Consider the following 25,998-nt stretch of genomic DNA (forward strand, 5'->3'; position numbering starts at 1 on the left):
CTACTACCTCCAGACCTTTATTTTATTGAACCCTTTAAAACGCCTTCTATAATCTGCTTTTGCATTAGTAAATATGCAATTATTACAGGAATTGTAGCTAACATAAGAGCTGCCATAGCAGGCCCATATTCAATCGTGTAAGTTCCATAAAAATAGAAAACAGAAAGCGGTAAAGTTCTCTGCTCTGGCGCCATGAGTACTAAATATGGCAATAGAAAGTCATTCCATATCCACAAAATATCCAATATAGCTATTGTTGTTGTTACTGGCTTCAAAAGCGGAAAAACAATTTTAAAGAAAGTCTGAAGCTGGCTGCACCCATCAATAGTAGCAGCCTCTTCTAATTCCAATGGTATACTCTTTATAAAACCGTGATACATAAATACGGCCAAAGATGCACCAAAACCTACATACATATAAATCAATGCCCATTTGCTATTCATCATGCCGATAGAACCATATATTTTTACAAGGGGTATCATTATCCCTTGGAAAGGAATAATCATAGATGCCACCATAAAAAAGAACATAAACTGATTGAATTTCCACTTTTTTCTTACAAAAATATAAGCAGTCATTGATGACAGCAATGTAATCAAAAATACACTAAAAGCAGTTATAATCAAAGAATTCAAAAAAGCATGTAGATAATTCATTTTTGTAAAAGCATCAATGTAATTGCTTAAATTCAGCACCGACGGAAGCTTGAGTGGGTTTTCTAGTATTTCCTTTCTCTCTTTAAAGGAATTAATTAAAACTATAAAAAATGGAAATATATAAAGTACCAAAAAAATACTTAAAGCAAAAAATTTTATTCCACCAAGTAGGCGATTATTCTTTTCCATCAATTTTCCACCTCCAGCTTTTTGCTAAAATACACTTGAAGCAACGTGACAGCCGCTACCACAAAAAAGAGAAAAAACGCCTCTGCTTGACCAATACCATACTGCTGACTTAAAAAAGCAGTGTTATATATGTGAAGTGATATGAGTTCGGTGCTTTTATATGGTCCTCCATTTGTCAAAGCCAAGTTTATATCGTAAACCATAAACCCTCTTTGTAAAGTCAAAAAAACACTTATAGTAAAAGAAGGCACCATTAATGGAAGTATCACATTTTTTAGTCTTTGATAAGTATTTGCTCCGTCTATACTTGCTGCTTCTAACAAATCTCTCGGTATATTCATAAAACCTGAAATATATATCACCATCATATAACCAGTATACTGCCAGACTGTCACAATCACCAAAGCCCAAAAAGCTTTGTCAGGATCTGACAACCAAGAGCCTGACAAAATTGGTATATTATATGATTTTCCTAAATATACTAAAATGTTTGAAAAAATAAATTGCCATATAAAACCTAACAATATTCCGCCTATCAAATTGGGAGTAAAAAACCCTGCTCTAAAGAAATTTTGGCCTTTTACGCCACTCGTTAACATATAAGCCAAGAAAAAAGCTATGACATTAATTAATATTACTGTGAAAAATACATATTTTAGTGTCAATAAAAAAGATGTCCAAAATACTTTATCTTTAAATACTTGTAAATAATTTGAAAAACCTACAAAAGCATGTGTAGCAGAAATACCATTCCAATCAGTAAAAGTTAAATATATTCCATATAAAAACGGTAGTATTATTACTGTGAGAAAAGCAAAGGTAGTAGGTCCTGCAAATATCAAGTACGTTTTGAGTTTAGCCAACAAAGTTTTTTCTTGTTCCACACTCATATCCTCCTTCACTTTTATATTGAATAACGGATAGACAATAACATTCTATCCGTTATTCAATCAAATCTTACGTATTATTGAACATTTTTCCAATAATTTTCTATTTCATCAATCAAGCCTTTTCTGTCAATTTTCCCTGCCAAATACTTTTGCATTGAAGCTCCTAACTTTGACCAGTGGTCAGGTGGCAATGTAGTCATAAACTCTAAAGTATTACCACTCTTAACATACTGCAAAATAGATTTAGCAAGGGGATCTTGCGGTTGTAAAGTTATATTTTTAAATGCAGGTATAATGTTAAGTTTGTTCACAAGCATGTCTTGACCTGTAGAGCTGTATACCAACCAATCTAAAAATTTCTTAGCTGCATCTTGCTGCTCAGCACTATTTTGTGTTTTATCTATGCCGATAAATTTTGTTACACCTACAGGTATACCTGAATTACCATAGTCATCTGGGTTATTGCTGATTGGTACAGGTATAAAGCCGTATTGTCCATTTGCAGTATCAAATTCTTTTATCTGTGGCCATGCCCAATTTCCCATAAACCAAAATCCAACTTCACCTTTACCAATAAGCTCTGGTCCTCTATCATAAGTCGGAGATAATGGATCATTTTTATCTATGTTGTACTTTTTCATCATGTCAAAAGTATCCATTAAGCCATTAAACACTTTATTATTTGCTAAATCAACTTTTCCCGCTTTTAAGTCTGATAAAAATTGAGCTACTTGAGCAGGATCTTTAGATTGATCCGCATACGCTATTGAAAGGAAATGTGCGCCTAAAGACCAATCCATTGGAGAAATTTCTAGTGCTTTAGCACCTGTTGCTTCTACTTTTTTAAATGCTTCTTCTAAAGCATCTCTCGTCTTTATAGAACTCGGATCAAAGTTTCCACCATAAGCCTTGTCCAGTACAGCCTTGTTGTAAATAAGTCCATATCCTTCAACAGCAAACGGAAACGCTATAACCTTTCCATCCACTGTAGCTGCATTTAAAGCACCATCTATTGCATCTGAAACCCACTTTTCACTGCTTAAATCTAAGAATTTATCTTTGAATTTTGCTATATCACCTGGATCTAACATTGCCATTGTCGGTGCATTACCAGATGCATACATGGAGGTAACCTTTTCAAAAGGTGACTGACCGGCTGCTGCAGGAATGACTTCTACAGTAATATTCGGATTTTCTTTTGTAAAAGCTTTAGCTGCATCTTCTAATTGAGCCTGAATTTCCCCCTTAGAATTTAGCAAAGTAATTTTTACAGTCTTTGTTGCCGTGGCAGTACTATTACTTTCTCCATTATCGCTGCTTTTTGTACCACAGCCTGCCATGAGCGAAAAAACCAATGCAAACGTCAACATAATGGATAAAATTTTTCTCTTCATGACAATCCCCTTTCTTTAAATTTTTTAGATTTACTCTTATTATACTTAATTAATTTTTATATGTCAACCGTTTGACATAAATTTTTTGATAAAATGTCAACCGTTTATAATACGGTTGACATTTTTGAAACTTATTAATATTATAATAGATTGTATCTTGCTATTTTGTTAATTTGTTCAATTAATCCTTCTACCTTCTCCTTTTGTGAAAATTCAAATCGTGACTTAAAAACATTAGAGCCAGATACATTAATAGATAAATTTAAAAACCCAGTTTCTTCCTCATCAATGTACGCATTTAAAATCTTATGTACAGGAATGTAAATCCATATACCACCATATTTTACATCTTTTATAGACTTTGCATTTTCTTCTTGTAATATTATTAATTCTTTATTTGTAAATATAATCATATGAGAAGTTGATTTTAATTTTTTGAAGAATTTAAAGTAAGGAACTTTTATATCAGCTTGATATAAAAAATCTATTACTTTTTCGCCATTTAATACAGCTTTTTTTGCATAATTCATAAACTTGTAATTTATATCCCTCAAACAATCAAAGTCATCTATTTCTTTTTCCTTATCAGACGTTTCTATGTCACATAATAATATACGTAATTTTTCAATTATAGGCTTAAATATATTTTCGACAACAGTGTTGTACTCAAGCACAAATGACCTCGTTTCACCTTCTATGTTCCCATTTATTTTTAGCCATGAATATAACAATATAGACCCATTTTCAATGTAATTAATATTTTCAATAGGATACGAAACAGCATTAATACTATTTTTCATTTTTTCGAGAAAAACCACATTATTTTCATACAAGAACATGAGTTTATCGTTTGTCTTTCTTCTACCCCAGCTATCAGCAGGAGTATATACAGCATTTAAAAAACGCGTCGAATCTTTAAAGTTTTTATCGTAATAAGATTTAAACATTTCAGGAATTTCACTGTAGTCTTTTATAGTTCTTGCCCAGGAATCTATAGACGGCATTTCTCTCATCCCCCTTTTAACTTTTTTCAATTTTAAACAGTGTTATTAGAACAACTGCCATTATGGAACATAATGCTCCAAAGTAAAAGGGTGCAGCAGGAGATACTTTATCCCACAAATATCCAGCAATAAAACTTGCCGGGAGTGCAAGTAGTCCCATCGATGCATTATACAACCCAAATGCAGTTCCTCTATTACTATCATCGACTATATGTGCAACAAGAGACTTTGCAACACCTTCCGTTGTTGAATAGTAAACTCCATATATCGCGTACAAAACCCAAATATGCCACGGCAATTTTGCTAATGCAAAACCGAGATATGTAACTGCATAAATAATCCAGCCTAACCTGATTACATTAACTCTTCCTATTTTGTCAGACAATACTCCACTCGGTACTGACAACAACGCATAAAACAGATTAAACATAGCTATAATTATCGGTATCGTCGATTCACTTACACCTACACTGCGAGCTCTTAGAATCAAAAATGCATCACTACTGTTGCCAAGCGTAAAAACTAGCATTACAATGAAAAACAGCAGAAATTTTCCCTTAAAAACAGACAAATCTAATTTGAAAGATGAACTTACTCTTTCACCCTTTTGCTCCACTACAAATAAACCTATGAGGATTATTGTGATAAAAGCTACAAGGCCAGCAATCAAAAATATTAATCTGTACTTTATAGAATCTATATATTTGGTAAACAAGAGCATTAAACCGGCAGTAATCAATGGCCCAAGGAAGGAACCTAATGTGTCAAGCATTCTTTGAAATCCAAACGAAAAGCCCATATTTTTAATTTTAGAAGATTTTGCAACAAGTGCATCTCTCGGCGCATCTTTTGTACCTTTTCCAATACCATCAACCAGTCTCAACCCAAAAGCCATGGCAGCACCATTCGTCAATGGCAGTAATACTCTTCCAATGGCAGAAAATAGATATCCAATAAACACAATAGATTTTCTTTTCCCAATCTTATCTGAAATTATTCCGGATATTATTCTCATAAGGCTTACAACTGTAGTGACACTTCCCTCTATTAAACCTACCATTTCTTTACTCAGTCCCAGAATCTGCGTATAAAAAGTAGGCAAAATAGGTACAATCATATCCTGACTTAATCCACCAAAAAATGCAACCCACCCCAAGACTTTAATGTTATTATTCACGTTGTTTTTTATCTCTTTATTTTCCAATTGACTCACCTTCCTTATTTGCCACTCTTGTTTTAATTTTCTCCAAAGAATTTTCAATGATATTTTTTGTTAAAATTGAGAATTTATCTTTGTTTTCTAAAAGAAACCTGTGAGACTCTTCTCCGCCAATCTCTCCAAGAGCCCAAACAATAATCTGTTCAATATATGGGTCCTTTTTACCCCCATTATTGCGTAAATGTTCTATCAATACTTTTTCTGCTTTCTTTATTTTAAGTTCCCCAATTATTTTTGCTGCCATGTAAGCAACATTATAGTCTGGATGATTTATAGCTTTTATAAGTTTTTCACTGTAATCATCCTTTGATATATTTTTAAAATCATATCCGCAATTCGAGCACTTTTCTTCTCCAATTTCAGCTATTTTAAAACACACAGGACATATATATCTCATCATTCATCAACCCTTATACCTAAAGTTTTTTTAAGATATCTATTTTCAGACTCATAACCTTTTAATCTTATTTCAAGTGTTTGGTTGTCACGCATCAACTGAAAATTTTTAAATTTCATTGCAGAGTATTTAGACGCCATAGAAATAAGCTGTCTTCTTAAGTCATCTTCATTAGGATTATCCCTTTCTATTTGATATGCTTTAATCCCCATTTCAAAAATAGCTCTATATGCATCTTCTTCTGTAAAACCATCTTTTTCAAAGTCAGCAACTAACTCTTTGATTTCTTCAAAGCTTTCATCAGTAATTTCAAAAGAAATCCTAATCATAATAGCCACCTCTCAATAATTTCAATGCTCTTTCAAACGAATCCTTGGAGTCATACCATGGTTCATCATGAAATCTATAATCAAATTTTGTTATAAACCATTCAAGATCAGTAATATTTTTTTCAATTGCCGTTTCATTTATTTTAATTATTTTCTCAATTTGTGGTGTAATATCCTTTTTAGCTTCTATAAGCATATTTAGGTGATGAAAACACAATTTAGACAACCCTTCACTATGCTTTTCAACAAATTCTTTATCAGTATGTAAAATATCTATCAATATATGCATCTGGTATTTATCTCTTTCACTTAAATAATCACAAATAAGGCATTTGTTTTTTGTTTCTTTCGCTCTTTTTTTCTTTAAAGACTTACGTTTGTCTGTAATCTGCTGCAATTTATAACTGATATTTGCTTTTAATGCAATTGCCAAACCCAATTTATCATATGAATTATTCAATAATTCCAAATGATAATGGCAGAAATTTGTCTCTCTTATTTTGACATACATTTCAGGGTCTTTTAAAACCTCATCTTCAAACAAATGCTCACAATAGGCTTTTTCTTCGTCTTTTATAATCTTGCATATTGGACAACCTCCCTTATATTTTTCAAAAACCTCATACAATGGAATAAATTCTAACTTCATGCAGATTCTCATCCTCTCTTTTTTGTCAAATAAACAAAAATGGCCTCTACATTCAACAATGTAGAAGCCATTAGCCTTCACGGCAATAAGGTGAGCTTCATCACCGTCATTTAATTTTTCTCTATAATAATATTATACATTTTTTAAACAAAAATACAAGTGAAAAGGCTACATATTAAAGACTGTTTTTCGGTTTGGATTTATGATTTTTGCTTAGCATTTAATAAAGCTTAATTATTTTATCTTTTTATCTAATTATACCACAAAATATCTATGGTATAATTATATTGGATAAACAAAATCTTTATAAAAAGGGGTTAGAATAAAATTGACATCATATGTAAAAAAACGAACATTTACTATATTCGTCTTTCTTACTATCATGTTTTTCGCCCTTATTGTAAGGCTTATATGGATACAGGGTATAAACTCCGAAAAACTTGCCATGGCAGTCGAAAGGCAAAGTACTGCTGATATCATATTAAAGCCTCAACGGGGCAATATTTATGATGTAAACGGGAATATACTTGCCTGTAATGTTCCAGCAGGAGATGTATTTGCGGCTCCTAAATTTATAAAAAACCCAGAAAAAGTTTCTGAAGAACTCTATAAATATTTAAATATGGACAAAGATTCACTTTATAAAATTCTTTCAAATAAAAAATCAGAATGGGCTGTACTTGGCAGGTCCATTCCTCTTGAAAATATAAATAAAATAAAAAGTCTTAACATACCAGGCATATATGTAGAAGATACTTTTATGAGAAATTATCCCAACGGCAAAATGCTATCACAAGTATTAGGGTTCACAGGAATTGATGGCAATGGTTTGTATGGCCTTGAATATTCTTTAAATAAATACTTAAGTGGTGTACCTGGCCGTGAAATCTCTCTTGTAGATGCAGAAGGTAGAAAAGTAGGAGTCCCAAGCAAGCTTTACAAACCTACAAATGGTGATAATATTGTCCTCACAATTGATTCTGTAATACAAAGTTATACAGAAAAAGCTATAAAAAATGGCTATGAAAAGTATAAACCGCAAGATGGTATAACAGCAATAGTTATGAATCCAAAAACGGGTGAAATACTTGCAATGGCTAACTTGCCTGATTTTGACCCAAATAATCCGCAAGATGTACCTTCACAAGAATATTGGTCAAATCCTGCAATATCAAGTATTTACGAACCCGGTTCGGTATTTAAAGTGATAACCGCTTCTGCAGCATTAGAATCAGCTGTAGTTACGCCAAACGAAAAATTCTATGACCCTGGGTATTATATAGTCTCCGGTAGAAAAATTAGAAGTTGGACAGTTTTGGGAGATATAACTTTTTCGCAAGCTATTGAAAAATCAAGTGATACAGTTTTTATGCAGGTGGTAGAACGTTTAGGCCTTGACACTTTTTATAAATACATATATGCTTTTGGTTTTGGCTCGCCTACGGGGATTGAACTGCCCGGCGAAGCCAGTGGAATGATTTTGCTAAAGTCAAAAGTATACCCCGTAGACCTCGCCACTATGTCATTTGGTCAGGGAATTGCCGTGACTCCTATTCAAATGATTACGGCTTTTTCCGCTGTAATAAACGGTGGAAACCTCATGGTTCCACATATTGTAAAATATATTGAAGAGGGAGATAAAATAATTAAAGAATATAAACCTCAAATAGTCAGACAGGTAATTTCTAAAAAAACTTCCGATACAATGAAGTATATACTTGAAAAAACAGTAACAGAAGGCACTGCTCAAACAGCACAAGTACCTGGCTATACAGTAGGTGGAAAAACAGGTACAACGGAAAATTATGCTCCAGGAAAATACGTAGCATCATTTGCTGGATTTGCACCAGTTGAAAACCCAAAAATTGCCGTATTAGTTCTTGTTAAAAATCCTACGCAAAATGGGTATATGGGAGGAGAAGTAGCCGCGCCAATAGCCCAGGAAATATTAAGAGACACTCTTAGATATTACGATACAGTAAAAAAATAATAATACCAGTTTATTTAGCACACCAATAAAAAAATAGGATGGTAAAAAAGTTATATTAAATAACGGCCCTATTATTCAAAAGCATTTTTTCTCTTTGAAAGAAACTCTTCATTAAATGTGTCACATTAAAGGGGATAAAGAAAGTATATGCCAATAAAAAGAAAGTGTCCAAGCCTATCATCATAATAAGAAAAAAACTATAAATACCCTTTACTGACTCACACTGTTTTTTATTTCCTCTGTTATATCAAAGGCATTTTTGTTATTCTTTATCCCTTCTTTTATTTTTTCTATCACTGTGTTGTTTATTTTACTCCATCCACCAAATTGTGGGATAATATTTGTATAATTAGTAGCTAATTCAATTCTTTTCATTTTATCGTCTTCAATAATTTTGTCTTTTTTAACTGGTACATAACCTAATTCAATTACCTTTTGTTGGTCTTCTGTAATAAACTTTATAAACTTATATTCCATTTCAAGCTTTTTTTCATCCTTTTCTTTCTTTATACCATAGGCATATATTTTAGGTGATAATGTCAGTGGGATGCCGCTTTCCCCTTCAGGATACATCGCTACATCAAACTCAAACAGCTTTTCTTTTGACTGTAAATTTTTAAGCTGTGCTATTTTATAGCTTTCTTCTATTAATACAGCAGTGTTTTTAGTAGTAATAAAGTCTTGCCATAATTTTTCTCTGTCTCCCTCAAGTGAAACAGGATTGACCACCTTATATTTATTGAATAAATCCAAAACTTTTTGCACCCCTGAAACTGCTTGAGGGCCAAAAAAAGAATACTTTTCTTTGTCAAAAGCCCTCGCACCATCTAAAAGTAAAAACCCCCATAAATTATAGCTATAAGGCGCGAGAGAAAGACCTAATCCATAAAAATATTTTTTATCCTTTTTCCCTTCAGTGTAGGTGAGTTTTGCCATACTATCAACAAATTCTTCGTAATTCCATTCCCCATTTTCAGGCAATTGAATTTCTTTTTCGGCAAACATATCAACATTTAAAAAAAGAACATTAGTATACATTCCTAAAGGCATTCCATAAATATTGCCTTTATAACTTATAGCATCAATAACGCCTTCCTTGTATTGCTTCTTAAACGCTTCATCTACATATTTATTGATAGGACTTAAATAATCCTTTGAAATAAAATAAAAATCTGCCCCAACAGGTAAAATATCTGGCAAAGAGCCATCTTTAGAAGAGTTAATCAGTTTTTCATATCCGTCTTTGTATGAAAGAGGCTCAAAATCTATTACCACACCCGGGTATTTGTACTGAAATAATTCTATTTTCTTTTTTATAAATTTAAATCCTCCCGGGTCTCCTATTGAAGGATGAGGAAAATCCCAAAAAGTTATTATCCCCCTAAACTCCTCTTCTACCTGATTTTTTTCTTGTATTTGTTCTTTTTCATAAAGATTCATATAGTAAGGCCAATATATAAGAAAAAATATCACTAACAAATATAACAAAATAGTAAAAGGCTTTCTCACATTAACCACCTCTTACTATCTATATTCTAAAAATTACTCTTGATTCTAGTGTAAAAAGCCTCTTTTCTTTATGAAGAAGTATAAATATAAAATAGATTGAATAAATAAACATAAAAATATAGGTAGTACAAATTTTCATAGAATTATGTTAGAATCAAAGAAGCAAAAATTACAACAAATGGGGTGTTGCACTTGTTTAGAGAAAACAGCGACCATCTCCAACAATCATTATTTGAAAGTGTTAACTTCATGGATTCAAGGATAAAGGCTAAACTAGAAAAATCATGGGCACCCATATTCTATAAATACGTGTTCTGCAACATCGATGAAAAACCCTTTTCAGTTTTATACAGTGATACAGGAAGGCCTAATTTCCCGGTTAACATACTCCTTTCCCTGGAATACATAAAACACCTTAAAAACTACTCTGATGATGAACTTATCGAAAACTTCAACTTCAATTACCTGATAAATTACGCTGTAGGAATAAGGACATTAGGAGGCATGAACCTTTCAGAGAAAACCTTGTATGACTTTAGATCAAGAATATACCAATACCTCATAAAACATCCTGAACAAGAAGACTTGATATTCGGGCAGTTTTTAAATCTTACCAGGATTTTTGCCAAAGAAGCAGGCATATCCATAAAAGAACAGCGCATGGACTCCACCATGTTCATGTCAAACATCAAAAAAGCAGGAAGAATCGCCCTTGCCTTTGATGTACTTTACAGGGCAGTAAAATCCATCCCTGAAGATAGACTTTCAGAGAACCTGAAAGAAGTTCTTAACCCTGAATTCAAGACAGAAGTGATACACAAAACCAAGCCTTCAGAAAGCGAAAGCAGGCTCGAAATGCTCTTGAATCTGTGCCAGGAAGCAAAGGAAACAATCGAAAATATTCCCGGACTTGGGAAATCCGATGCATATAGAATCCTCACAAGATTCCTGTCAGAACAGGCATACTACGACGAAAAAACCAAGAAGCTTAAGGCCAAAGACAGCAAAAGCATACCCAGCGACTCCCTTCAGTCAGCATACGATGAGGATGCCACTTATCGCAAGAAGGGGAACAAAGTTGAAAGCGGATACGTTTTAAACCTTAGCGAAACCTGTTCAAAAGAAAATCCCTTCCAGCTCATAACAGACTATACGGTAGAAAAGAACATAAAAAGCGATGTAGAACTTTTAAAAGAAAGACTACCTATTGTAAAACAAAATACCGAATGCCAAGAAGTCTATGTAGACGGTGGTTATTACTCCGAAGAAGTAGTGCAAATTGCAAAAGAAAACGGTGTGGAACTCCACTTTACCGACTTAAGCGGCAGGAAGCCTATTTCTAGGATATCAGTGACCGAATATGAAATAGATGAAGAAACGAAAGTGATAACGAAGTGCCCAAGGGGAATAATACCCATCCATGCCGGTGTTAAGAAGGGGCAGACGGTGGCCCATTTTCCAAAAGAAGCCTGTGCAATGTGTGAATTGAAAAATCAATGTTACTGCAAAGAACAGAAAAAAGATTACGTGGTGAGGATAAATCTAAAATCGATAGAAGCAGCCAAACAACGGGAAAAGATAGAATGTAGGTGTGAGGAAGACAAGAGCAAAAGAGCTGCAATAGAAGGTACCAATTCAGCCTTGAAGAGGGGTCATGGTCTTTCGAAGCTTCGAGTAAGGGGACTTGTAAAATGTAGAGTAAACGTAGGCTTAAAGGTATTGGCCCAGAACTTTAAGCGTTTTGCAAGATACATGTTGGAGCGAGCTAAAAAAGCTATTCCAGAGATCCAAGGGGGAGGTGTGCCCATATTGGCCCAATAAATGGTAATAACGTATTATAAAGGTAAAATGTAAGCTTTTCTCGGCAGACTTTACACTGGATTTTTGTTATCATAGGTGTAAATTACCACAATTTACCTAAATAAATTGTCAAAGTACAGAAAAGCAGATTCTAAAATTGAGTTTTTACACTAGAATCACTCTTAAATAACTAAAAAAGCAGGATAGCTTTCCTAATTCTACCCTGCTTTTTTATCAATTTATATTTTTAGCCCTGCTTTTCTCCAATCCTCTTTAAATCTTTCTATTCCCGCATCTGTCAACGGATGTTTTACCATCTGCATGAGCACTTTATATGGTACTGTCGCTATATGTGCCCCTAGTTTTGCTGCCTGTAAAACATGTATAGGATGTCTTACACTTGCAGTTATTATCTCTGTATCTATGTCGTAATTATTGAATATCGTAACAATATCCTCAATAATCTGCAAGCCATCTGTATTTATATCATCAAGCCTTCCTACAAAAGGACTTACATATGTCGCACCTGCACGAGCTGCTAATAAAGCTTGATTTGCTGTAAATATTAGCGTCACATTTGTTTTAATTCCTTCTTTTGAAAGAACATTTACTGCTTTCAACCCTTCAGCCGTCATAGGAATTTTTATTACTATATTTTTATGTATCTTTGCCAATTCTCTTGCTTCCTTAATCATACCCTCATGGTCATCGCTTATAACTTCTGCACTTATAGGACCATCTACAATTTGAGTAATTTCTTTTACTACCTCAATAAAATCTCTTCCTTCTTTGGCAATAAGAGATGGGTTTGTAGTAACACCTGATATTACACCTAATGCATTAGCTTCTCTTATTTCGTCAACATTTGCAGTGTCAAGAAAAAATTTCATCACTTCATCCCTCCGTTATCAATTTATTTACCTTTATTATATATCTAACTTTAAAAAATTAAAAGCCATGCTTTATACTGTGGAAAATAAAGGTTATTTCATTTTTAAACTGTGCCTAAAAATTTTTTAACTTTTTTAAATAATTTTTCAATAGGAAAATTTATATCTTCTGCAAGTCTTAAGATCGTATAATTTTTTCTTATCTCTTTAGCATTATTTAACATATCGTAAAGTAAAACTTCATTTACCCCTATTTCATTTAATTCAGATGGAGCACCTATTGTTTGTAATAAATTCTGAATGGTTGCTGCATCAGGAACATTTATTTTTACCCAATTTCTCATATGATCCCAGTTTTTAAGTATCTTCTCTTGTCTTTGTTTTCTTTTTACCTCATCTAAATAAAAATAATTTAAATTACTCAAAACTTCGTTAGCTATAGCACCATATGCATTTTTTATCCTCGCTTCAAATTCATCACCATTTAGTGAAAGTTTTTTTGACATAAGCTTTTTTATATCGTCCAGTGTAAATGAAAATATGTAATGATAAATTTCTGAAATAATAACGCTGGTTACGCCGACTTTTGTCCCATGAAGATGATGTTCATTTTCAGATAATATTTCTCTCATCTCTAAATAATGTGATAAATGATGTTCTGCGCCAGATGCAGGACGTGAATTACCAAATTTAAGCATTGCAATTCCTGAAATAATAAGCGCCTCCCTCTATTATCTTTTATTTTCTCTTAATATCTTAGTTTTTCTTTAATTTTCTCATCACAACAAGAGCATCTCATGGCTTATATTATCATTTCTTACTTATCTAACCATTAAATAGGTAAGTTTAATAAACCTCATATCCTATTTCCATATTATGGCGGGATAGCTCCACTTATCTCATGGGGTTTACCCTCCCATGTCTTACTGGATCTTAGTCCTTAATTCCTTCGTTCTACCTGCCATGAGGTGGATGTCATTTCTGCTCCATTGCAGGGTCTTTGCCCGTATGGTGATTATTCTTGTATGACAATTCCCGCTCTTGTTGTCAATATACCATCTTGACTAGTTGTTTTTGTTTTATTCCTTACTTTACCTTTTATGTCACGTCGTTCACACTTTCGTTTTCCCTAAAAATTAATTCTTCTTAAGGGTCAGCTTTTTAGATGTGAGTAATTTAAAGCTGAAGAGAAGATGATTAACCCTTAATTGATTTGATAGTATGTTAGCACTTTTTATGCAGCTTCCTGTAAGGCTGGCCTCTTTATGTCCTTCATCATCTTGATTGGGTCATATTTTACTCCTTTTTTTAATATGACATAAAATACCCTTATCAGTTTGTTGCACAATACTATTAGTGATTGCTTCTTTTTTAGCGGGTTTTGCGCTCTGGTAGTGTAATATTTGTGTAGTTCACGAAACTCTTCGTTTTTTGCAACCAAGGCCATTACTGCATTAAATAGTACTCTCCTCAATCGCTTCCTCCCTCTTTTACTTATTGTCGTTTCTCCTTTATGTTTACCAGAGCTATTCTCTACTAGGTTTAATCCTCCTAGTTTTTGTATCTGTTTTGGATGTTCATATTTCTCAATATCTCCTACTTCTGCAATAAAACCTGCTACTGTATTTACTCCTATCCCTTTGATTTCTAGTAGTTCTTTAACCCCTGGTATCTCAACTATTAATTCTTCTATCTTCTTCTCTATTTCTTCAATTTGTTTTTTGAGAAATTCGTATTGTTCAATGAGAGTCTTTATCTCGTATTCCGCCATCTTTATGCCCTGCTTCTTCCCTATGCTCTCCTTAGCAGTTTCTATCAGCTTTATAGCCCTTTTTTCTCCTACCCCTCTTTGTACTTCTTTCTTCCATATCGATATTATTTCTTCAGCACTCTTTTTTGCTATCTTCTCAGGCGTTGGAAATTCTCTTAATGTGATAAGTGCTGCTTTCCCTTCCCAGTCTGAAAATACGGTGTTAAACTCCGGAAAGTATATGTCCATCCATCTTGTTATTTGATTTTTTGTCATCCCTATTTGTTTGTTCAACCTGTCTTTTATGTCCATCGCTACCCTTAATTCTGCATATACTCCTTCAGGTATTGTCGGCTCTACATATCTCCCATCTTTTACTAGCATTGCTATTGTTTTTGGGTCTTTTTTATCGCTTTTTGTGGGAGAATTGTCATCTAATTCTTTGCTCCTCTTTACATGAAATGGATTAACCAATACTACCTTTATGTTATTGTCTTTAAGGTATTGGGCAAAACATAGCCAATATTGCCCTGTCGGTTCTATCCCTACTATTAGTTTGTTTTTCTTATGTCTCTCCATCAACTCTTTTGCCCATCTAAAAAATTTTGTCATACCTTCTCTATTGTTTTCAAATCTTAGGTATTTCCCATATTCTACTCCTCTGTAGTCAAATGCTCTGGCATAATGGCTTTCTTTTGCTATGTCTACTCCCGCAATTAATGTGTCTTCTGTTACTTGCAAAATCTTTTCATTTTGTGTATACTTCATTTTAGGTACCTCCTGTTTATTTTGATAATTCGAGGTAAGTTCTAGAACTTACACTCTGTATTTTATCAGGAGGTACTTATTTTTTCAAAGTTCATTCTTCCTTATTTTTTATTCATTACAGGAATGCTCCCTTCATTCATCAAACAATTTCATACTTTTTCATTTTTACTTTAACTCCTAGTAAGTCAGCCATACTGTAGTGAAAAATCAAGGCATTGAAAATCAACAAATATAAGTGATATTTTTATACACCAATTTAAGTAGGAGCATATCCGGATATCCCATTTAATCTTTTAGGATATCCGGATATATTTTTTATTCTATTTTTTTATTTTTAAACTCTTAAATTTTTCAGCTTGAGCTTTTATTGCTAATTCGGTTGGCAGACGTTCCATACTGGATGCTCCAAAGAAACCCACAATACCTTTTGTATGATCAAAAATATATTGTACATCTTCTGGTTCAGCAATAGGTCCACCATGGCACAAAACAAGGATATCTGGATTTACTTCTTTTGCTGCATCGTGTATAGCCTGAATTCGTTTAGCAGATTCTTCTAAAGTAAGAGCTGTTTTAGCACCAATTGATCCTTTTGTAGTTAATCCCATATGGGCTACCAAAATATCCGCACCTGCTTTAGCCATTTTAACTGCATCATCTTCATTAAACACATAAGGACATGTAAGCATATCTAATTCATGTGCAAGAGCTATCATTTCTACTTCCTTGTAATACCCCATATCTGTTTCCTCTAAATTTTGGCGGAATTGACCATCTATCAAGCCAACTGTAGGGAAATTTTGAACACCTGTAAATCCCATTTCTTTTAATTGTTTTAAAAAAACCGGCATTAACCTAAACGGATCTGTGCCACAAACTCCTGCAAGAACAGCAGTATCCCTCACTAGTGGCAAAACTTCGCTTGCCATTTCAACAACAATTTGATTTGCATCACCATAAGGCATCAACCCCGCAAGAGAGCCTCGCCCTGCCATTCTATAACGACCTGAATTGTAAATAATGATTAGGTCCACACCACCTTGTACGGAAAACTTAGCTGAAATTCCCGTACCAGCTCCTGCACCAATTATAGGTTTCCCTTCTTCGACTACTTTTTTTAACCTGCTTAACGCAACTTCTCTGCTAATTGCCATTTTTTATCCCCTCCATTTTACTTTTTAATCAATTGAAGCAATGTTTTAGCCATTGCTTCGGCAAATTCAGGATCATTAATGTGGCAATTCATTTCTCTAATCTCGACATGCGGTTTTAAGTGTTCTTTAATAGATTCAAACAATGCAGCATCTGCTTCCGGATCATAAAAAGGCATACCTTCTCGATCAATAGCAGAAACTCCTTTCAGTGGAATAAATAATACTACTGGCCCTTTAGCTTTATTGAGTTTTTCGGCTATAATTTCTCCTAATTTGCGATTTTCTTCTACGGTAGTTCTCATCAATGTTACAGTAGGATTATGTTTATATAATTTCCTCGACCTAAATTTCTCTGGTACTGTATCCATTGGTCCAAAATTAACCATATCCAATGCTCCTACAGACACTACTTGAGGTATACCTGCTTTCCCTGCAGCATCTAGCCTGGTTGGGCCTGCAGAAAGTACGCCTCCAACAAGTTCGTCACACCATTCTGTTGTAGTAATATCAGCCACAGCGTTAATAAAGCCGCTTTCAATTAAACTTTCCATAGCCATTCCGCCTGTTCCTGTTGCATGAAAAACCAGCACTTCGCAGCCGTTTTCTTCAAGAATAGAGCGTACTCTTTCTACACAAGGAGTAGTTACTCCAAACATAGTAGCACCAATAAGAGGTTTTTCACCAGAAGCTTTACTTTTCTTAGGTAATTCAACCTCTACCATCCCACAAATAGCACCTGCAGCATTTGTCAAAATAGAAGCTGATAATCTGTTTATTCCAGAAATATCTACTACCGAATACATCATTGAGATATCTTTGACACCAACATATGGCTTTGTATCGCCAGACGCCATTGTTGACACCATTACTTTGGGAATTCCCACTGGCAGTGTCCTCATAGCGGCTGTTGCTAATGCAGTGCCTCCAGAACCACCTAAGCTGATAATTCCGTCTAGCTTGCCCTCTTTATAAAGTTCTTGGACAATTGCAGAGGCACCTTTAGACATTATGTCTATAGCAAATCCCCTATCTTTTTTTGAAACTAGCTCCTCAATTGTAGAGCCACCCTTGAAAGCCACTTCTTTTCGAGAAATATCTGGCTGTATTAGTGGCGAGCCCATAATTCCTGCATCGATTAATATAGTTTGATGGCCACGTTTCTCGATTATTTCTTTAATGTACGCAAATTCTCGTCCTTTAGTATCAAAGGTTCCAAGTAATACGATTGTTTTCGACACTATTGCACCTCCTTCCTTGTTTTGTTTATCGTTTACTCTAAATTATTATGCAAAATCAATGCCAATATTCTTAAGCCATTTTTTCTTTACTTTAATGAGTGGTACTATAAAACAAGGGGTAACACTTTGTTTCTTTAAGTAACAATGTGTTACCCCTTACAAAATTCCTAATATACACTTAAAAGATTATTTAAGTCCAAGTTCCTTTAATTTTTTGTAAAGTGTTTTTCGACTTATCTTTAATTCTTGTGCAGTTTTTGTAATATTCCACCGGTTTTTTGCCAAAAGTTTTTGATAAAATTCTTTATTATTGGTATCTTGAATCTCAGGTTTATGATTTTCTAACTCAGCAATTTCCGGCATCCTATCTAATGCTGTATTAGAATATTTTTGTAAATATAATGGTAAATCTTTTAATTCGATACTCCTTTTATTACTCAACACAGCTGCATGTTCTAGTACATTTTTAAGTTCTCTAACATTACCTGGCCAGTCATATTCAAGTAAAACTTGAAAAGCACTCGGAGATATTCGTTCGATATCGAATCCAAATTTTTCATTTATATTTTTAACAAAATAGCTTACTAATGCAGGAATATCATCTTTTCTTTCTCTCAAAGGAGGCACGCGAATTTCTACAACATTTAATCTATAGTACAAATCCTCTCTAAATTTTTTCTCTTCAATAGTTTTTTGTAAGTCCCTATTAGTAGCAGAAATAATCCTCACGTCTGAATGAATAGTTTTAAGTCCTCCAATTCTTTCAAATTCTTTTTCTTGAATAACCCTCAATAATTTTGCTTGCAAAGGGAGTTCCATTTCTCCAATTTCATCTAAAAAAAGTGTCCCATCTTGCGCCAATTCAAAACGCCCCAATTTCCTTTGCAATGCCCCGGTAAAAGCACCTTTTTCATACCCAAATAATTCGCTTTCTAAAAGTGTCAATGGCAGCGTAGCACAATTAACGGTAATAAAAGGTCCATTTCTTCTATTGCTATGTAAGTGAATTGCTCTGGCAACAAGGTCTTTCCCTGTCCCAGTTTCACCAGTAATTAAAACATTCACATCTGTTTCTGCTACTTTTACTATAAGGTCATAAAGCTCTTGCATAACCTTAGAATTACCGATAATTTTATCAAAACCTTGTTTTTTGGCTAATTCTTGTTTTAAATAAATATTTTCTTTTTGAAGCATGTAAATGCTTTTGAATCTAGAAGTAGTTTCTGAAATGCTGCTTTCAACAGGAATTCTTTCTATGGCAGAGCCTCCAATATATCCTTGAGCATCTGTAGTTTCTACTATATATTGAAAATCATTAGGATATGTAATTGGTCCTCCATATACCAGTTTAATGATATCTGGTTTTATACGACTTGCAGCAGAAAAAATTTGTTGAGCTTTTTCGGCTGCTTGTTGTAAAGTAAATCCGTATTTAATTCCACTTTTCCCACCCACAGTAAATCCAAAATTTATACATAGGATATCAACATCAACTTTAGCCATGGCTTCAGCATCTTGTACATCATGTACATAAGCTATAGTAACTAATCCTGCTCTGGAAGCCTCTCTCATAAAATTTACTTCATTTTCAAATCCTAAACCTGTTTCTTCTAAATATTGTCGATATTGTCCATCGATGAGACATACAGTGGGATAATTAATAACTCCTGTAAAACCAATTCTTTTAATTCTAGTAAAAAAATAGTCATAGTTTAACAATGGATCAGTAGCACAAACTCCAAATATTACGGGAATTTTTTTAACTCTGGGTATTATCTCTGTTTCACCTGTGTTCATTACCATTTCATTTGAAGATTTAAAAGGCAAGTACGAGGCAATGGAAGGTATACCAGCACTTCGAAATATGCCTGCATTCAATATAAGAATAAAATCCGCTCCTCCTTCCTCTGCATACCTTGCTGCTGAGCCGGACCCTACAGCAACTCCAACAATCGCTTTTCCTTTTGAAATATTTTCTTTTAAACGTTTTAAAATTTCATCTCTTCGCATATTAGATTCTGTTGAACTCCTATTCATTTTGTCTCACCCCCTTTTTAAAAAGTCTCCATCTTTTTACTATCCGCGTTCTTTATTATTCTTTTATAGTTTTATTATACTATAAATTACCATATTGTTATATAAAAAATATTTACGCATTTGAAAGTTTAAAAAATTTTATTTTTTAATAGAAATCAACCAAACACCCCATAATTAAAAAATTTTAGTAATTTAAAAATTTTAACCTTGAATAACAAATTTTTAGGTAGTATAATGGTCTAAAATTCACTCTAAAATGAAAAGGGGGATTGAGAATATGATACACAAATTATCTAAAGAAAATCATATATTTAGTTTTTCCAAAGATAATAAACCTGTACTTTTTGTAAAAAGCGGAGACGAAATAGAAATTGAGACTTTGGATTGCTTTTCAAATCAAATCCAAACAAATGAGGATAAATTAGAACAAATGGATTGGAACAAAGTAAACCCTGCAACAGGCCCTATTTATGTTGAAGGTGCTAAAGAAGGAGATGTTTTGGAAGTCACAATTAAAAATATTGAAATAGCTGATAAAGGTGTAGTGGCAACAGGCAAAGACCTAGGAGTATTGGGTGATTTAATGGATGAACTGTATTCCCGAGTGGTTAATATAAAAGATGGGAAAATTATTTTTGATGAAAAAATTTTTATTCCAATTAAACCTATGATAGGAGTAATTGGCGTTTCACCAAAGAATGGTAATATAAACTGTGGAACACCTGGTTCTCATGGTGGAAATATGGACACTGCACTTATCGGTGAAGGTTCAAAACTTTTTTTGCCAGTATTTGTAGATGGTGCTTTGTTAGCTTTGGGAGATTTACACGCTGTAATGGGAGATGGAGAAGTAGGTGTATCAGGCGTAGAAGTAGCAGGCTCAGTTACAGTAGAAGTTAGAGTTGTAAAAAATTTAAAACTTGTAAATCCTCTCGTAAAAACACCAGAGGTAACAGCAACAATAGCATCAGATGAATCTTTGGATAAAGCAGTAAAAATAGCAGTTCACGATATGGCAAACTTATTTCAAAGTTTTACCAACTTATCAATAGAGGAGATAGCTACACTTTTTAGCATAGCAGGAAATGTACAGATTTCACAAGTAGTAGATCCACTTAAAACTGCACGCTTTAGTTTGCCAAACTGGGTATTGGATAGCTATAACATAGTGTTCTAAGGGAGGAAAAGCTATGGAAAATAAGAATGATACATCATTAGAGAATTTTGGATATAAGCAAGAATTAAAAAGAGCTTTGACAATTTGGGACTTAATAATATATGGGCTCATCTTTATGGTTCCTATTGCGCCATTTGGTATTTATGGGTTTGTCGCTGATATATCAAAAGGAATGGTTGCGCTTGCCTACGCAATTGGAATAGTAGGAATGATATTTACTGCTTTTAGTTATGCATCAATGTCTGAAGCTTTTCCGATTGCTGGTTCTGTTTATTCATACGCAACTAAAGGTTTGAATAAAGTTATAGGATTCTTTACTGGCTGGGTCATTTTGCTAGATTATTTATTAGTTCCTGCTCTTCTTTACGTTGTCAGTGCAGCTGCTTTAAATGGTATATTTCCAGCTATTCCTGTAATAGTGTGGGCATTAGCATTCATTTTAATAAATACAATAATTAACATTGTAGGAATCGAAATTACAGCTAAGTTTAATAAAATTGTACTAATACTTGAACTTATAGTTTTAGCGGTTTTTATAGGAGTTGGTGCTTTTGCAATTTCTCATGGTATAGATGGAGCAAAATTTTCATTTAAAGCTTTTTATGACCCGCAAAATTTTAGCTTAGGTCTTGTAATGAGTGCTGTTTCTATAGCAGTTTTAAGTTTTCTTGGTTTTGACGGTATAAGTACCCTTGCTGAAGAAACAATAGGTGGTAAAAAAACTGTAGGAAGAGCAACTGTACTTGCACTTTTATTCGCTGGCATATTGTTTATACTTCAAACATGGGTAGCATCAATGGTATGGCCTGATTACAAAGCTTTTTCCAATCTAGACGTAGCTTTTTATGAAGTTGCTAATCGTGCAGGAGGAAAATGGCTCATGCTTACTACTTCTTTGGCAACAGCTTTCGCTTGGGGAATAGCAAACTCATTGGCAGCTCAAGCTGCTGTTTCAAGGGTATTATTCAGTATGGCAAGAGACCAAAACTTACCCCAATTTCTTTCAAAGGTTCATCCAAAATATAAAACTCCTTATATAGCAACTATTTTTATCGCTATACTTTCAGCTGTCCTCGTAGCAATCTATAGTGACAGGATAGCTGATCTTACATCTGTTATAAACTTTGGAGCTTTAACTTCGTTTTTAGTTCTCCACATCACCGTTATAACATATTTTATGATAAAAAATCATTCTAGCAATATATGGAAACACTTAATATCTCCAATTTTAGGCTTTCTAGTTATCTTCTATGTATGGATAAGCCTTAATGTACATGCCAAAATCCTTGGCGCTGCATGGACTTTGATAGGAATAATTTACTACATCATATTAAAATTTATATTAAAACGTAAGCCAGAAGAACTTAATGTATAAAATATTTCTTTAACGTTTAAGTTGTAACCCCACTTTATAATTAATACAAAAAGTGGGGTATTTTGCATTCGCTTTTCTTATGCCCATTCAAAAATCTTTTTGATCTTCTCGAGTAACTTCATATACTCCTTTTCCCTGCTTAATCACCTACTTAAATTTTGTACTATCAATTAAAATTAACGCTACATCATTAAAATCTATTTAGAACAAAAGGAGTATATCACATGGAGAACTTGAATATAAAAAAGTTAATCTTGAACATAAGGAGACAAATATTATGAATAAATGTTTTAAGTGTGGTTGTGAAGAACTAATAAAAACAAAAGTCACTCTCAAAAAATTGCAAAATAAAACATCCTTTCTATAATATAGTTGCTCTCTGTTAAGCATGGAGGGTGAATACGAAATCTCTGTGTATGCATTTGAAAGTTTAAATATATATTTAAAAACAATAGACAAGAAAAAAACAATATGATAATCTATAAAAAGAAAGTAAAAATCAATTTGGAGGGCCTTAAATGAGTAAAATTTTTGATATTGATAGAAATGATGAATGTATTTGTGGAAGTGGGAAAAAATATAAAAAATGCTGTCTTCCTAACATAGAAAAAATTGAAAAAAACCTCTTAAGAGAAATAGAAAAGGAAGATGTATTTTTACCTTATGATTATGAATTTATACGAATATTAAGTGTAATGTATGGAATTAAGCTGGATAATAAAAATGAGGCTGTAAATGTGGAAAAATTAAAAGTATTACTAATAGAATCATTGAGAGAAAGAAAACAACAACTGGAAGAACTTAATGAAGAAAATGAAGATGAAATAACCGAAGAGTTATTTAGAAAAATTGTAAGTATATTCAGAAAAAATGAAGGGTTGAAAGACTTAAGAGTCCCAGTTACTTTTATAATGAATCTAGATCTTGATAATGAAGAAGAAATGGAAAGAGTTTTAGATAAAATATCTAATACATCTTTTTTAGAAAACTATTTATTGAATTTAGCCTATTCTCTACGTACAGAAAAATTTACCGAAGAAGAAATGAAGAATATCTTTATCTGGCTTTCGATAGCATTTATAGATAAAACTTATAAGATATTTACAACACCTATCTTAGAAGCAACGGAATTTGACCTTATAGATGGAGAAGATGAATTAGAAAAAGTTTTAAATGATGCAGAAAAATTACCTCAAGACTTAGTAAATAAGAAAGTGATGGAAATCTTCTACAAATATCCTATATTTGCCGAATATTTAAGTGCCAATATGTTTATGGAAATGGGAGATGATTTAAATTATATTTTAGACCCTGAAATGGAAATTGAAATACCATTTTATGCATTTTATATTTTTTATTTAAAGTTCCTTACAAAAGCTGCTGAACTCTTTAAAAAGAAAAACACAGAACAACAAGAACTTTTTGATTCTATATTTGACGAAGTGATAGATGAAATTTTTGATGAAGATATAGTTGCAGAAAAAGTGTATTCTTCTATATTAGGCAAAATAGTAGAAATAGAAAAAACTACAAAAAATAATGACCTCAAAGAAAAGCTTCAAAACATATTAGAATTTTTAGCTATACCAACAAATGCCCAGATTAGTTTAATAAAGATAAGATTCGTTATATCCCTATCTAAGTATGTTAATAATTTACCTCAAAGAATAGATGATAGCGATATGATTTTAGAAAATCTAGAACAGCTATTATCAAGAAAATTTTTTAATGAATATATGTCCTATTTAGAGTCAAAGGATTTTGAAGAAGTACAATACTTAAAACAGCTTTACAATAAAATCGAAGAGCAAAAAGTGATTATATATGATAATATGAATGCAATCGTAAATGCATTGGTCAATCGTACATTATTAACCACATAATAAAAGTACAATTGCTTATATAGCAACTGGTGGGGATAGTTGATTATAGAGATATTGTCTTTTTAAGAAAAAGTGGTAAGCAAGTATAAATGACTATAAATAAATCGAGTAGGAGGCGGTGACTAACCGCCGTCCTCTCACACCACCGTACGTACCGTTCGGTATACGGCGGTTCGGTAAATAAATAAGTGAGATTACTTCCATTTTTATTTTTTATATTTTATTCGAAAGCATGTATAATTTTTAGTGGGGTATTTTAAAAATAGTTCTTTTAGTTCTTACATATGCCAAAAGCAACAACATAGAAATTGATAAATATATCAGTAGGATTGTCCTTAATTTAAATAAATGAATTTACAAATTGCCCTGATGGCAGCAACATTGACCAGATTAAAGAAGTATCCAACATTCCAAGTGAATTATAAAGCCCCATATAATTATTACCTATTGGCACCATTTCATTTGCATAGGCTGTGAGGGGACTCTCGGCTATTTGCTCGGCAAGTTGACCCACATTTACAGCTAAACCATTGTAACCAGCAAAAGCTGTTTGGACCGTATTAAAATTATTCTGCAGCGCACTGTTTAAGGTATTTTGATCGATAGAGAGAGTCATATCTGGATTTTGAATAATTCCGATCGCTTGCAAATTTGCTGCTTGATATTCATAACTTTGCACAAGTTCCGAAGTAACAAGGGGGCTTATATATTGCTGGTTTTGATTTACATATGTTATCATTTTGTTGTATTCATTAACAAAATTATTGATACTGTTGCTTATAGCTTGTATATCATGTGTAACTGTAACAGTGACATTACTTGCCGTTTTATTAAATGTTATGGCTAAATTGTTATTGTCAAGATAAATAGTATTTGATTGAGAGGTATTACTCACACCATTAATAGTATAAGTTGCATTTGCTGCTGCCACTGATACTGTATTTGCACCGGTATAAGAAACTGCATTGCCAGTAACATCAGTCAATGTAAATGCATTATTTGTTCCAGTGCTATTTGCATTCAATACTAACTGGCTTGTACCAAGATACGGATCATTATTTACAATAGCTGTAATTCCCATATTAGCAGAGTTAATTGCTTGAGCCATATTATTTAAAACAGTTTGATTTGTATCACCTTGATTAACATTGAAGGATATATTATACTGCTTACCACCTACTTGTACAGTAAAGCTGTAAGTCCCAGGTGTAAGGCTTGTAATGCTGTTACTTGCTAAGCTCGTTCCAATATTTTGTTGAGCCACAGCAAGCTGATTTACAGATACATTATAAGTAGAAGCAGTTGCACCCGCTTGAGCTGTTGCACTTATGGAATTTGGGTCACTGGATGTAGCAACCATCTGATTAAAGACACTATTTGGTGATGTAAGTTGAAGTTGGGCTGCTGTATCTGCTAGATTGTTCGCATAGCTATTTAACATTACAAGAACATTAGTTATTTGCGTTGGCAATTGTTGATTCTCATTATTTATATACATCGCTTGCTGTGCAATTTCAAATATATTACTTGGTGTAATATTTTGTATTGAAGTCAATGGATTAGTCATATTAAAAAGATAACTATACTCACTGTAATAAGGATACATATACCAATAATTTGTATCAATGAGGCTTGCCATATTTCCACCCCCAATTCTCTTTTGTTTTTGTTTAATTTATTCATCGACAAAACTTGTAAAA

At 33.2% G+C, this 25,998-nt stretch carries 21 protein-coding genes and 1 riboswitch; of the genes, 5 read left to right on the forward strand and 16 right to left on the reverse strand.

What is annotated here, in order from left to right; all coding sequences use genetic code 11:
* Positions 1-17 precede the first annotated feature (17 nt).
* The 8 genes from EB239_RS12160 to EB239_RS12195 all read right to left on the reverse strand — a co-directional run bounded on the left by EB239_RS12160 (position 18) and on the right by EB239_RS12195 (position 6,727).
* Complete coding sequence (locus EB239_RS12160; RefSeq protein WP_003870827.1) at positions 18-845, reverse strand: carbohydrate ABC transporter permease; 828 nt, start codon at positions 843-845, stop codon at positions 18-20.
* Positions 845-1,729, reverse strand: coding sequence for a carbohydrate ABC transporter permease (locus tag EB239_RS12165; protein ID WP_003870826.1), 885 nt, complete (start codon positions 1,727-1,729; stop codon positions 845-847). Before EB239_RS12165 ends, EB239_RS12160 begins: the two co-directional genes overlap by 1 nt.
* 80 nt (positions 1,730-1,809) lie before the next feature.
* Complete coding sequence (locus EB239_RS12170) at positions 1,810-3,129, reverse strand: ABC transporter substrate-binding protein (RefSeq protein WP_003870825.1); 1,320 nt, start codon at positions 3,127-3,129, stop codon at positions 1,810-1,812.
* 140 nt (positions 3,130-3,269) lie between these two features.
* Entirely contained in the window at positions 3,270-4,133 is an 864-nt protein-coding gene (locus tag EB239_RS12175) for a hypothetical protein (RefSeq protein WP_003870824.1), read from the reverse strand.
* Between the two features lie 16 nt (positions 4,134-4,149).
* A complete protein-coding gene (locus EB239_RS12180; protein WP_003870823.1) occupies positions 4,150-5,337 on the reverse strand; it encodes an MFS transporter in 1,188 nt (395 codons plus the stop codon).
* Positions 5,327-5,752: a HEAT repeat domain-containing protein gene (locus EB239_RS12185; RefSeq protein WP_003870822.1), complete on the reverse strand. Its 426-nt coding sequence runs from the start codon at positions 5,750-5,752 to the stop codon at positions 5,327-5,329. The genes EB239_RS12180 and EB239_RS12185 overlap by 11 nt, the downstream gene beginning before the upstream one ends.
* Positions 5,749-6,078: a hypothetical protein gene (locus tag EB239_RS12190; protein ID WP_003870821.1), complete on the reverse strand. Its 330-nt coding sequence runs from the start codon at positions 6,076-6,078 to the stop codon at positions 5,749-5,751. Before EB239_RS12190 ends, EB239_RS12185 begins: the two co-directional genes overlap by 4 nt.
* Positions 6,071-6,727, reverse strand: coding sequence for a DUF6062 family protein (locus tag EB239_RS12195; RefSeq protein WP_003870820.1), 657 nt, complete (start codon positions 6,725-6,727; stop codon positions 6,071-6,073). Before EB239_RS12195 ends, EB239_RS12190 begins: the two co-directional genes overlap by 8 nt.
* A gap of 54 nt (positions 6,728-6,781) precedes the next feature.
* Positions 6,782-6,841, reverse strand: a riboswitch (Fluoride riboswitch).
* 268 nt (positions 6,842-7,109) lie between these two features.
* On the opposite strand from EB239_RS12195, the gene EB239_RS12200 reads away from it, so the two are divergent.
* Complete coding sequence (locus EB239_RS12200; RefSeq protein WP_318261382.1) at positions 7,110-8,717, forward strand: peptidoglycan D,D-transpeptidase FtsI family protein; 1,608 nt, start codon at positions 7,110-7,112, stop codon at positions 8,715-8,717.
* 210 nt (positions 8,718-8,927) lie between these two features.
* On the opposite strand, the gene EB239_RS12205 is transcribed toward EB239_RS12200, so the two are convergent.
* Positions 8,928-10,226, reverse strand: a complete 1,299-nt coding sequence (locus tag EB239_RS12205; protein ID WP_003870818.1) for an ABC transporter substrate-binding protein — start codon at positions 10,224-10,226, stop codon at positions 8,928-8,930.
* A 183-nt stretch (positions 10,227-10,409) separates the two neighbouring features.
* Here EB239_RS12205 and EB239_RS12210 point away from each other — a divergent pair, with 183 nt between their 5' ends.
* A complete protein-coding gene (locus tag EB239_RS12210; protein ID WP_129545152.1) occupies positions 10,410-12,047 on the forward strand; it encodes a transposase in 1,638 nt (545 codons plus the stop codon).
* 218 nt (positions 12,048-12,265) lie between these two features.
* Here EB239_RS12210 and fsa read toward each other — a convergent pair whose 3' ends face one another.
* The 6 genes from fsa to EB239_RS12240 form a co-directional block, all read right to left on the reverse strand.
* On the reverse strand, positions 12,266-12,916 hold the full coding sequence (gene fsa / locus EB239_RS12215; RefSeq protein WP_003869360.1) for a fructose-6-phosphate aldolase: 651 nt from the start codon (positions 12,914-12,916) through the stop codon (positions 12,266-12,268).
* A 104-nt stretch (positions 12,917-13,020) separates the two neighbouring features.
* Positions 13,021-13,614, reverse strand: a complete 594-nt coding sequence (locus EB239_RS12220) for a dehydroquinate synthase/iron-containing alcohol dehydrogenase family protein (RefSeq protein WP_003869361.1) — start codon at positions 13,612-13,614, stop codon at positions 13,021-13,023.
* Positions 13,615-14,150: 536 nt separating this feature from the next.
* Positions 14,151-15,434: an IS110 family RNA-guided transposase gene (locus EB239_RS12225; RefSeq protein WP_003869362.1), complete on the reverse strand. Its 1,284-nt coding sequence runs from the start codon at positions 15,432-15,434 to the stop codon at positions 14,151-14,153.
* 320 nt (positions 15,435-15,754) lie between these two features.
* The gene (locus EB239_RS12230) at positions 15,755-16,588 is read right to left on the reverse strand and encodes a phosphoenolpyruvate hydrolase family protein (protein WP_003869363.1); all 834 of its coding nucleotides are present in this window, start codon (positions 16,586-16,588) and stop codon (positions 15,755-15,757) included.
* 17 nt (positions 16,589-16,605) lie between these two features.
* Positions 16,606-17,826, reverse strand: a complete 1,221-nt coding sequence (locus EB239_RS12235; protein WP_003869364.1) for a Tm-1-like ATP-binding domain-containing protein — start codon at positions 17,824-17,826, stop codon at positions 16,606-16,608.
* A 186-nt stretch (positions 17,827-18,012) separates the two neighbouring features.
* Positions 18,013-19,863, reverse strand: a complete 1,851-nt coding sequence (locus EB239_RS12240) for a phosphoenolpyruvate hydrolase family protein (protein WP_003869365.1) — start codon at positions 19,861-19,863, stop codon at positions 18,013-18,015.
* A gap of 277 nt (positions 19,864-20,140) precedes the next feature.
* On the opposite strand from EB239_RS12240, the gene EB239_RS12245 reads away from it, so the two are divergent.
* The 3 genes from EB239_RS12245 (at position 20,141) to EB239_RS12255 (ending at position 24,298) form a co-directional block, all read left to right on the forward strand.
* On the forward strand, positions 20,141-21,040 hold the full coding sequence (locus EB239_RS12245) for an acetamidase/formamidase family protein (protein WP_003869366.1): 900 nt from the start codon (positions 20,141-20,143) through the stop codon (positions 21,038-21,040).
* A 13-nt stretch (positions 21,041-21,053) separates the two neighbouring features.
* Complete coding sequence (locus EB239_RS12250; protein WP_003869367.1) at positions 21,054-22,415, forward strand: APC family permease; 1,362 nt, start codon at positions 21,054-21,056, stop codon at positions 22,413-22,415.
* Positions 22,416-22,933: 518 nt separating this feature from the next.
* Positions 22,934-24,298, forward strand: coding sequence for an SEC-C domain-containing protein (locus tag EB239_RS12255; protein WP_003869368.1), 1,365 nt, complete (start codon positions 22,934-22,936; stop codon positions 24,296-24,298).
* A gap of 340 nt (positions 24,299-24,638) precedes the next feature.
* Here EB239_RS12255 and fliD read toward each other — a convergent pair whose 3' ends face one another.
* Positions 24,639-25,937 (reverse strand): flagellar filament capping protein FliD, encoded by a 1,299-nt coding sequence (fliD, locus tag EB239_RS12260; RefSeq protein ID WP_003869369.1) that lies wholly within the window; start codon positions 25,935-25,937, stop codon positions 24,639-24,641.
* Positions 25,938-25,998 lie beyond the last annotated feature (61 nt).

It is taken from the genome of Thermoanaerobacter ethanolicus JW 200 (assembly GCF_003722315.1).
GTDB classification, from domain to species: domain Bacteria; phylum Bacillota; class Thermoanaerobacteria; order Thermoanaerobacterales; family Thermoanaerobacteraceae; genus Thermoanaerobacter; species Thermoanaerobacter ethanolicus.

Excerpts from the sequence above, each read along its gene's own strand:
- EB239_RS12160 (WP_003870827.1), bottom strand. The coding sequence starts at position 845 with ATGGAAAAGAATAATCGCCTACTTGGTGGAATAAAATTTTTTGCTTTA.
- EB239_RS12170 (WP_003870825.1), bottom strand. The coding sequence starts at position 3,129 with ATGAAGAGAAAAATTTTATCCATTATGTTGACGTTTGCATTGGTTTTT.
- EB239_RS12175 (WP_003870824.1), bottom strand. The coding sequence starts at position 4,133 with ATGCCGTCTATAGATTCCTGGGCAAGAACTATAAAAGACTACAGTGAA.
- EB239_RS12185 (WP_003870822.1), bottom strand. The coding sequence starts at position 5,752 with ATGATGAGATATATATGTCCTGTGTGTTTTAAAATAGCTGAAATTGGA.
- EB239_RS12190 (WP_003870821.1), bottom strand. The coding sequence starts at position 6,078 with ATGATTAGGATTTCTTTTGAAATTACTGATGAAAGCTTTGAAGAAATC.
- EB239_RS12195 (WP_003870820.1), bottom strand. The coding sequence starts at position 6,727 with ATGAAGTTAGAATTTATTCCATTGTATGAGGTTTTTGAAAAATATAAG.
- EB239_RS12200 (WP_318261382.1), top strand. The coding sequence starts at position 7,110 with ATGTTTTTCGCCCTTATTGTAAGGCTTATATGGATACAGGGTATAAAC.
- fsa (WP_003869360.1), bottom strand. The coding sequence starts at position 12,916 with ATGAAATTTTTTCTTGACACTGCAAATGTTGACGAAATAAGAGAAGCT.
- EB239_RS12220 (WP_003869361.1), bottom strand. The coding sequence starts at position 13,614 with ATGCTTAAATTTGGTAATTCACGTCCTGCATCTGGCGCAGAACATCAT.
- EB239_RS12225 (WP_003869362.1), bottom strand. The coding sequence starts at position 15,434 with ATGAAGTATACACAAAATGAAAAGATTTTGCAAGTAACAGAAGACACA.
- EB239_RS12230 (WP_003869363.1), bottom strand. The coding sequence starts at position 16,588 with ATGGCAATTAGCAGAGAAGTTGCGTTAAGCAGGTTAAAAAAAGTAGTC.
- EB239_RS12240 (WP_003869365.1), bottom strand. The coding sequence starts at position 19,863 with ATGAATAGGAGTTCAACAGAATCTAATATGCGAAGAGATGAAATTTTA.
- EB239_RS12245 (WP_003869366.1), top strand. The coding sequence starts at position 20,141 with ATGATACACAAATTATCTAAAGAAAATCATATATTTAGTTTTTCCAAA.
- EB239_RS12250 (WP_003869367.1), top strand. The coding sequence starts at position 21,054 with ATGGAAAATAAGAATGATACATCATTAGAGAATTTTGGATATAAGCAA.
- EB239_RS12255 (WP_003869368.1), top strand. The coding sequence starts at position 22,934 with ATGAGTAAAATTTTTGATATTGATAGAAATGATGAATGTATTTGTGGA.
- fliD (WP_003869369.1), bottom strand. The coding sequence starts at position 25,937 with ATGGCAAGCCTCATTGATACAAATTATTGGTATATGTATCCTTATTAC.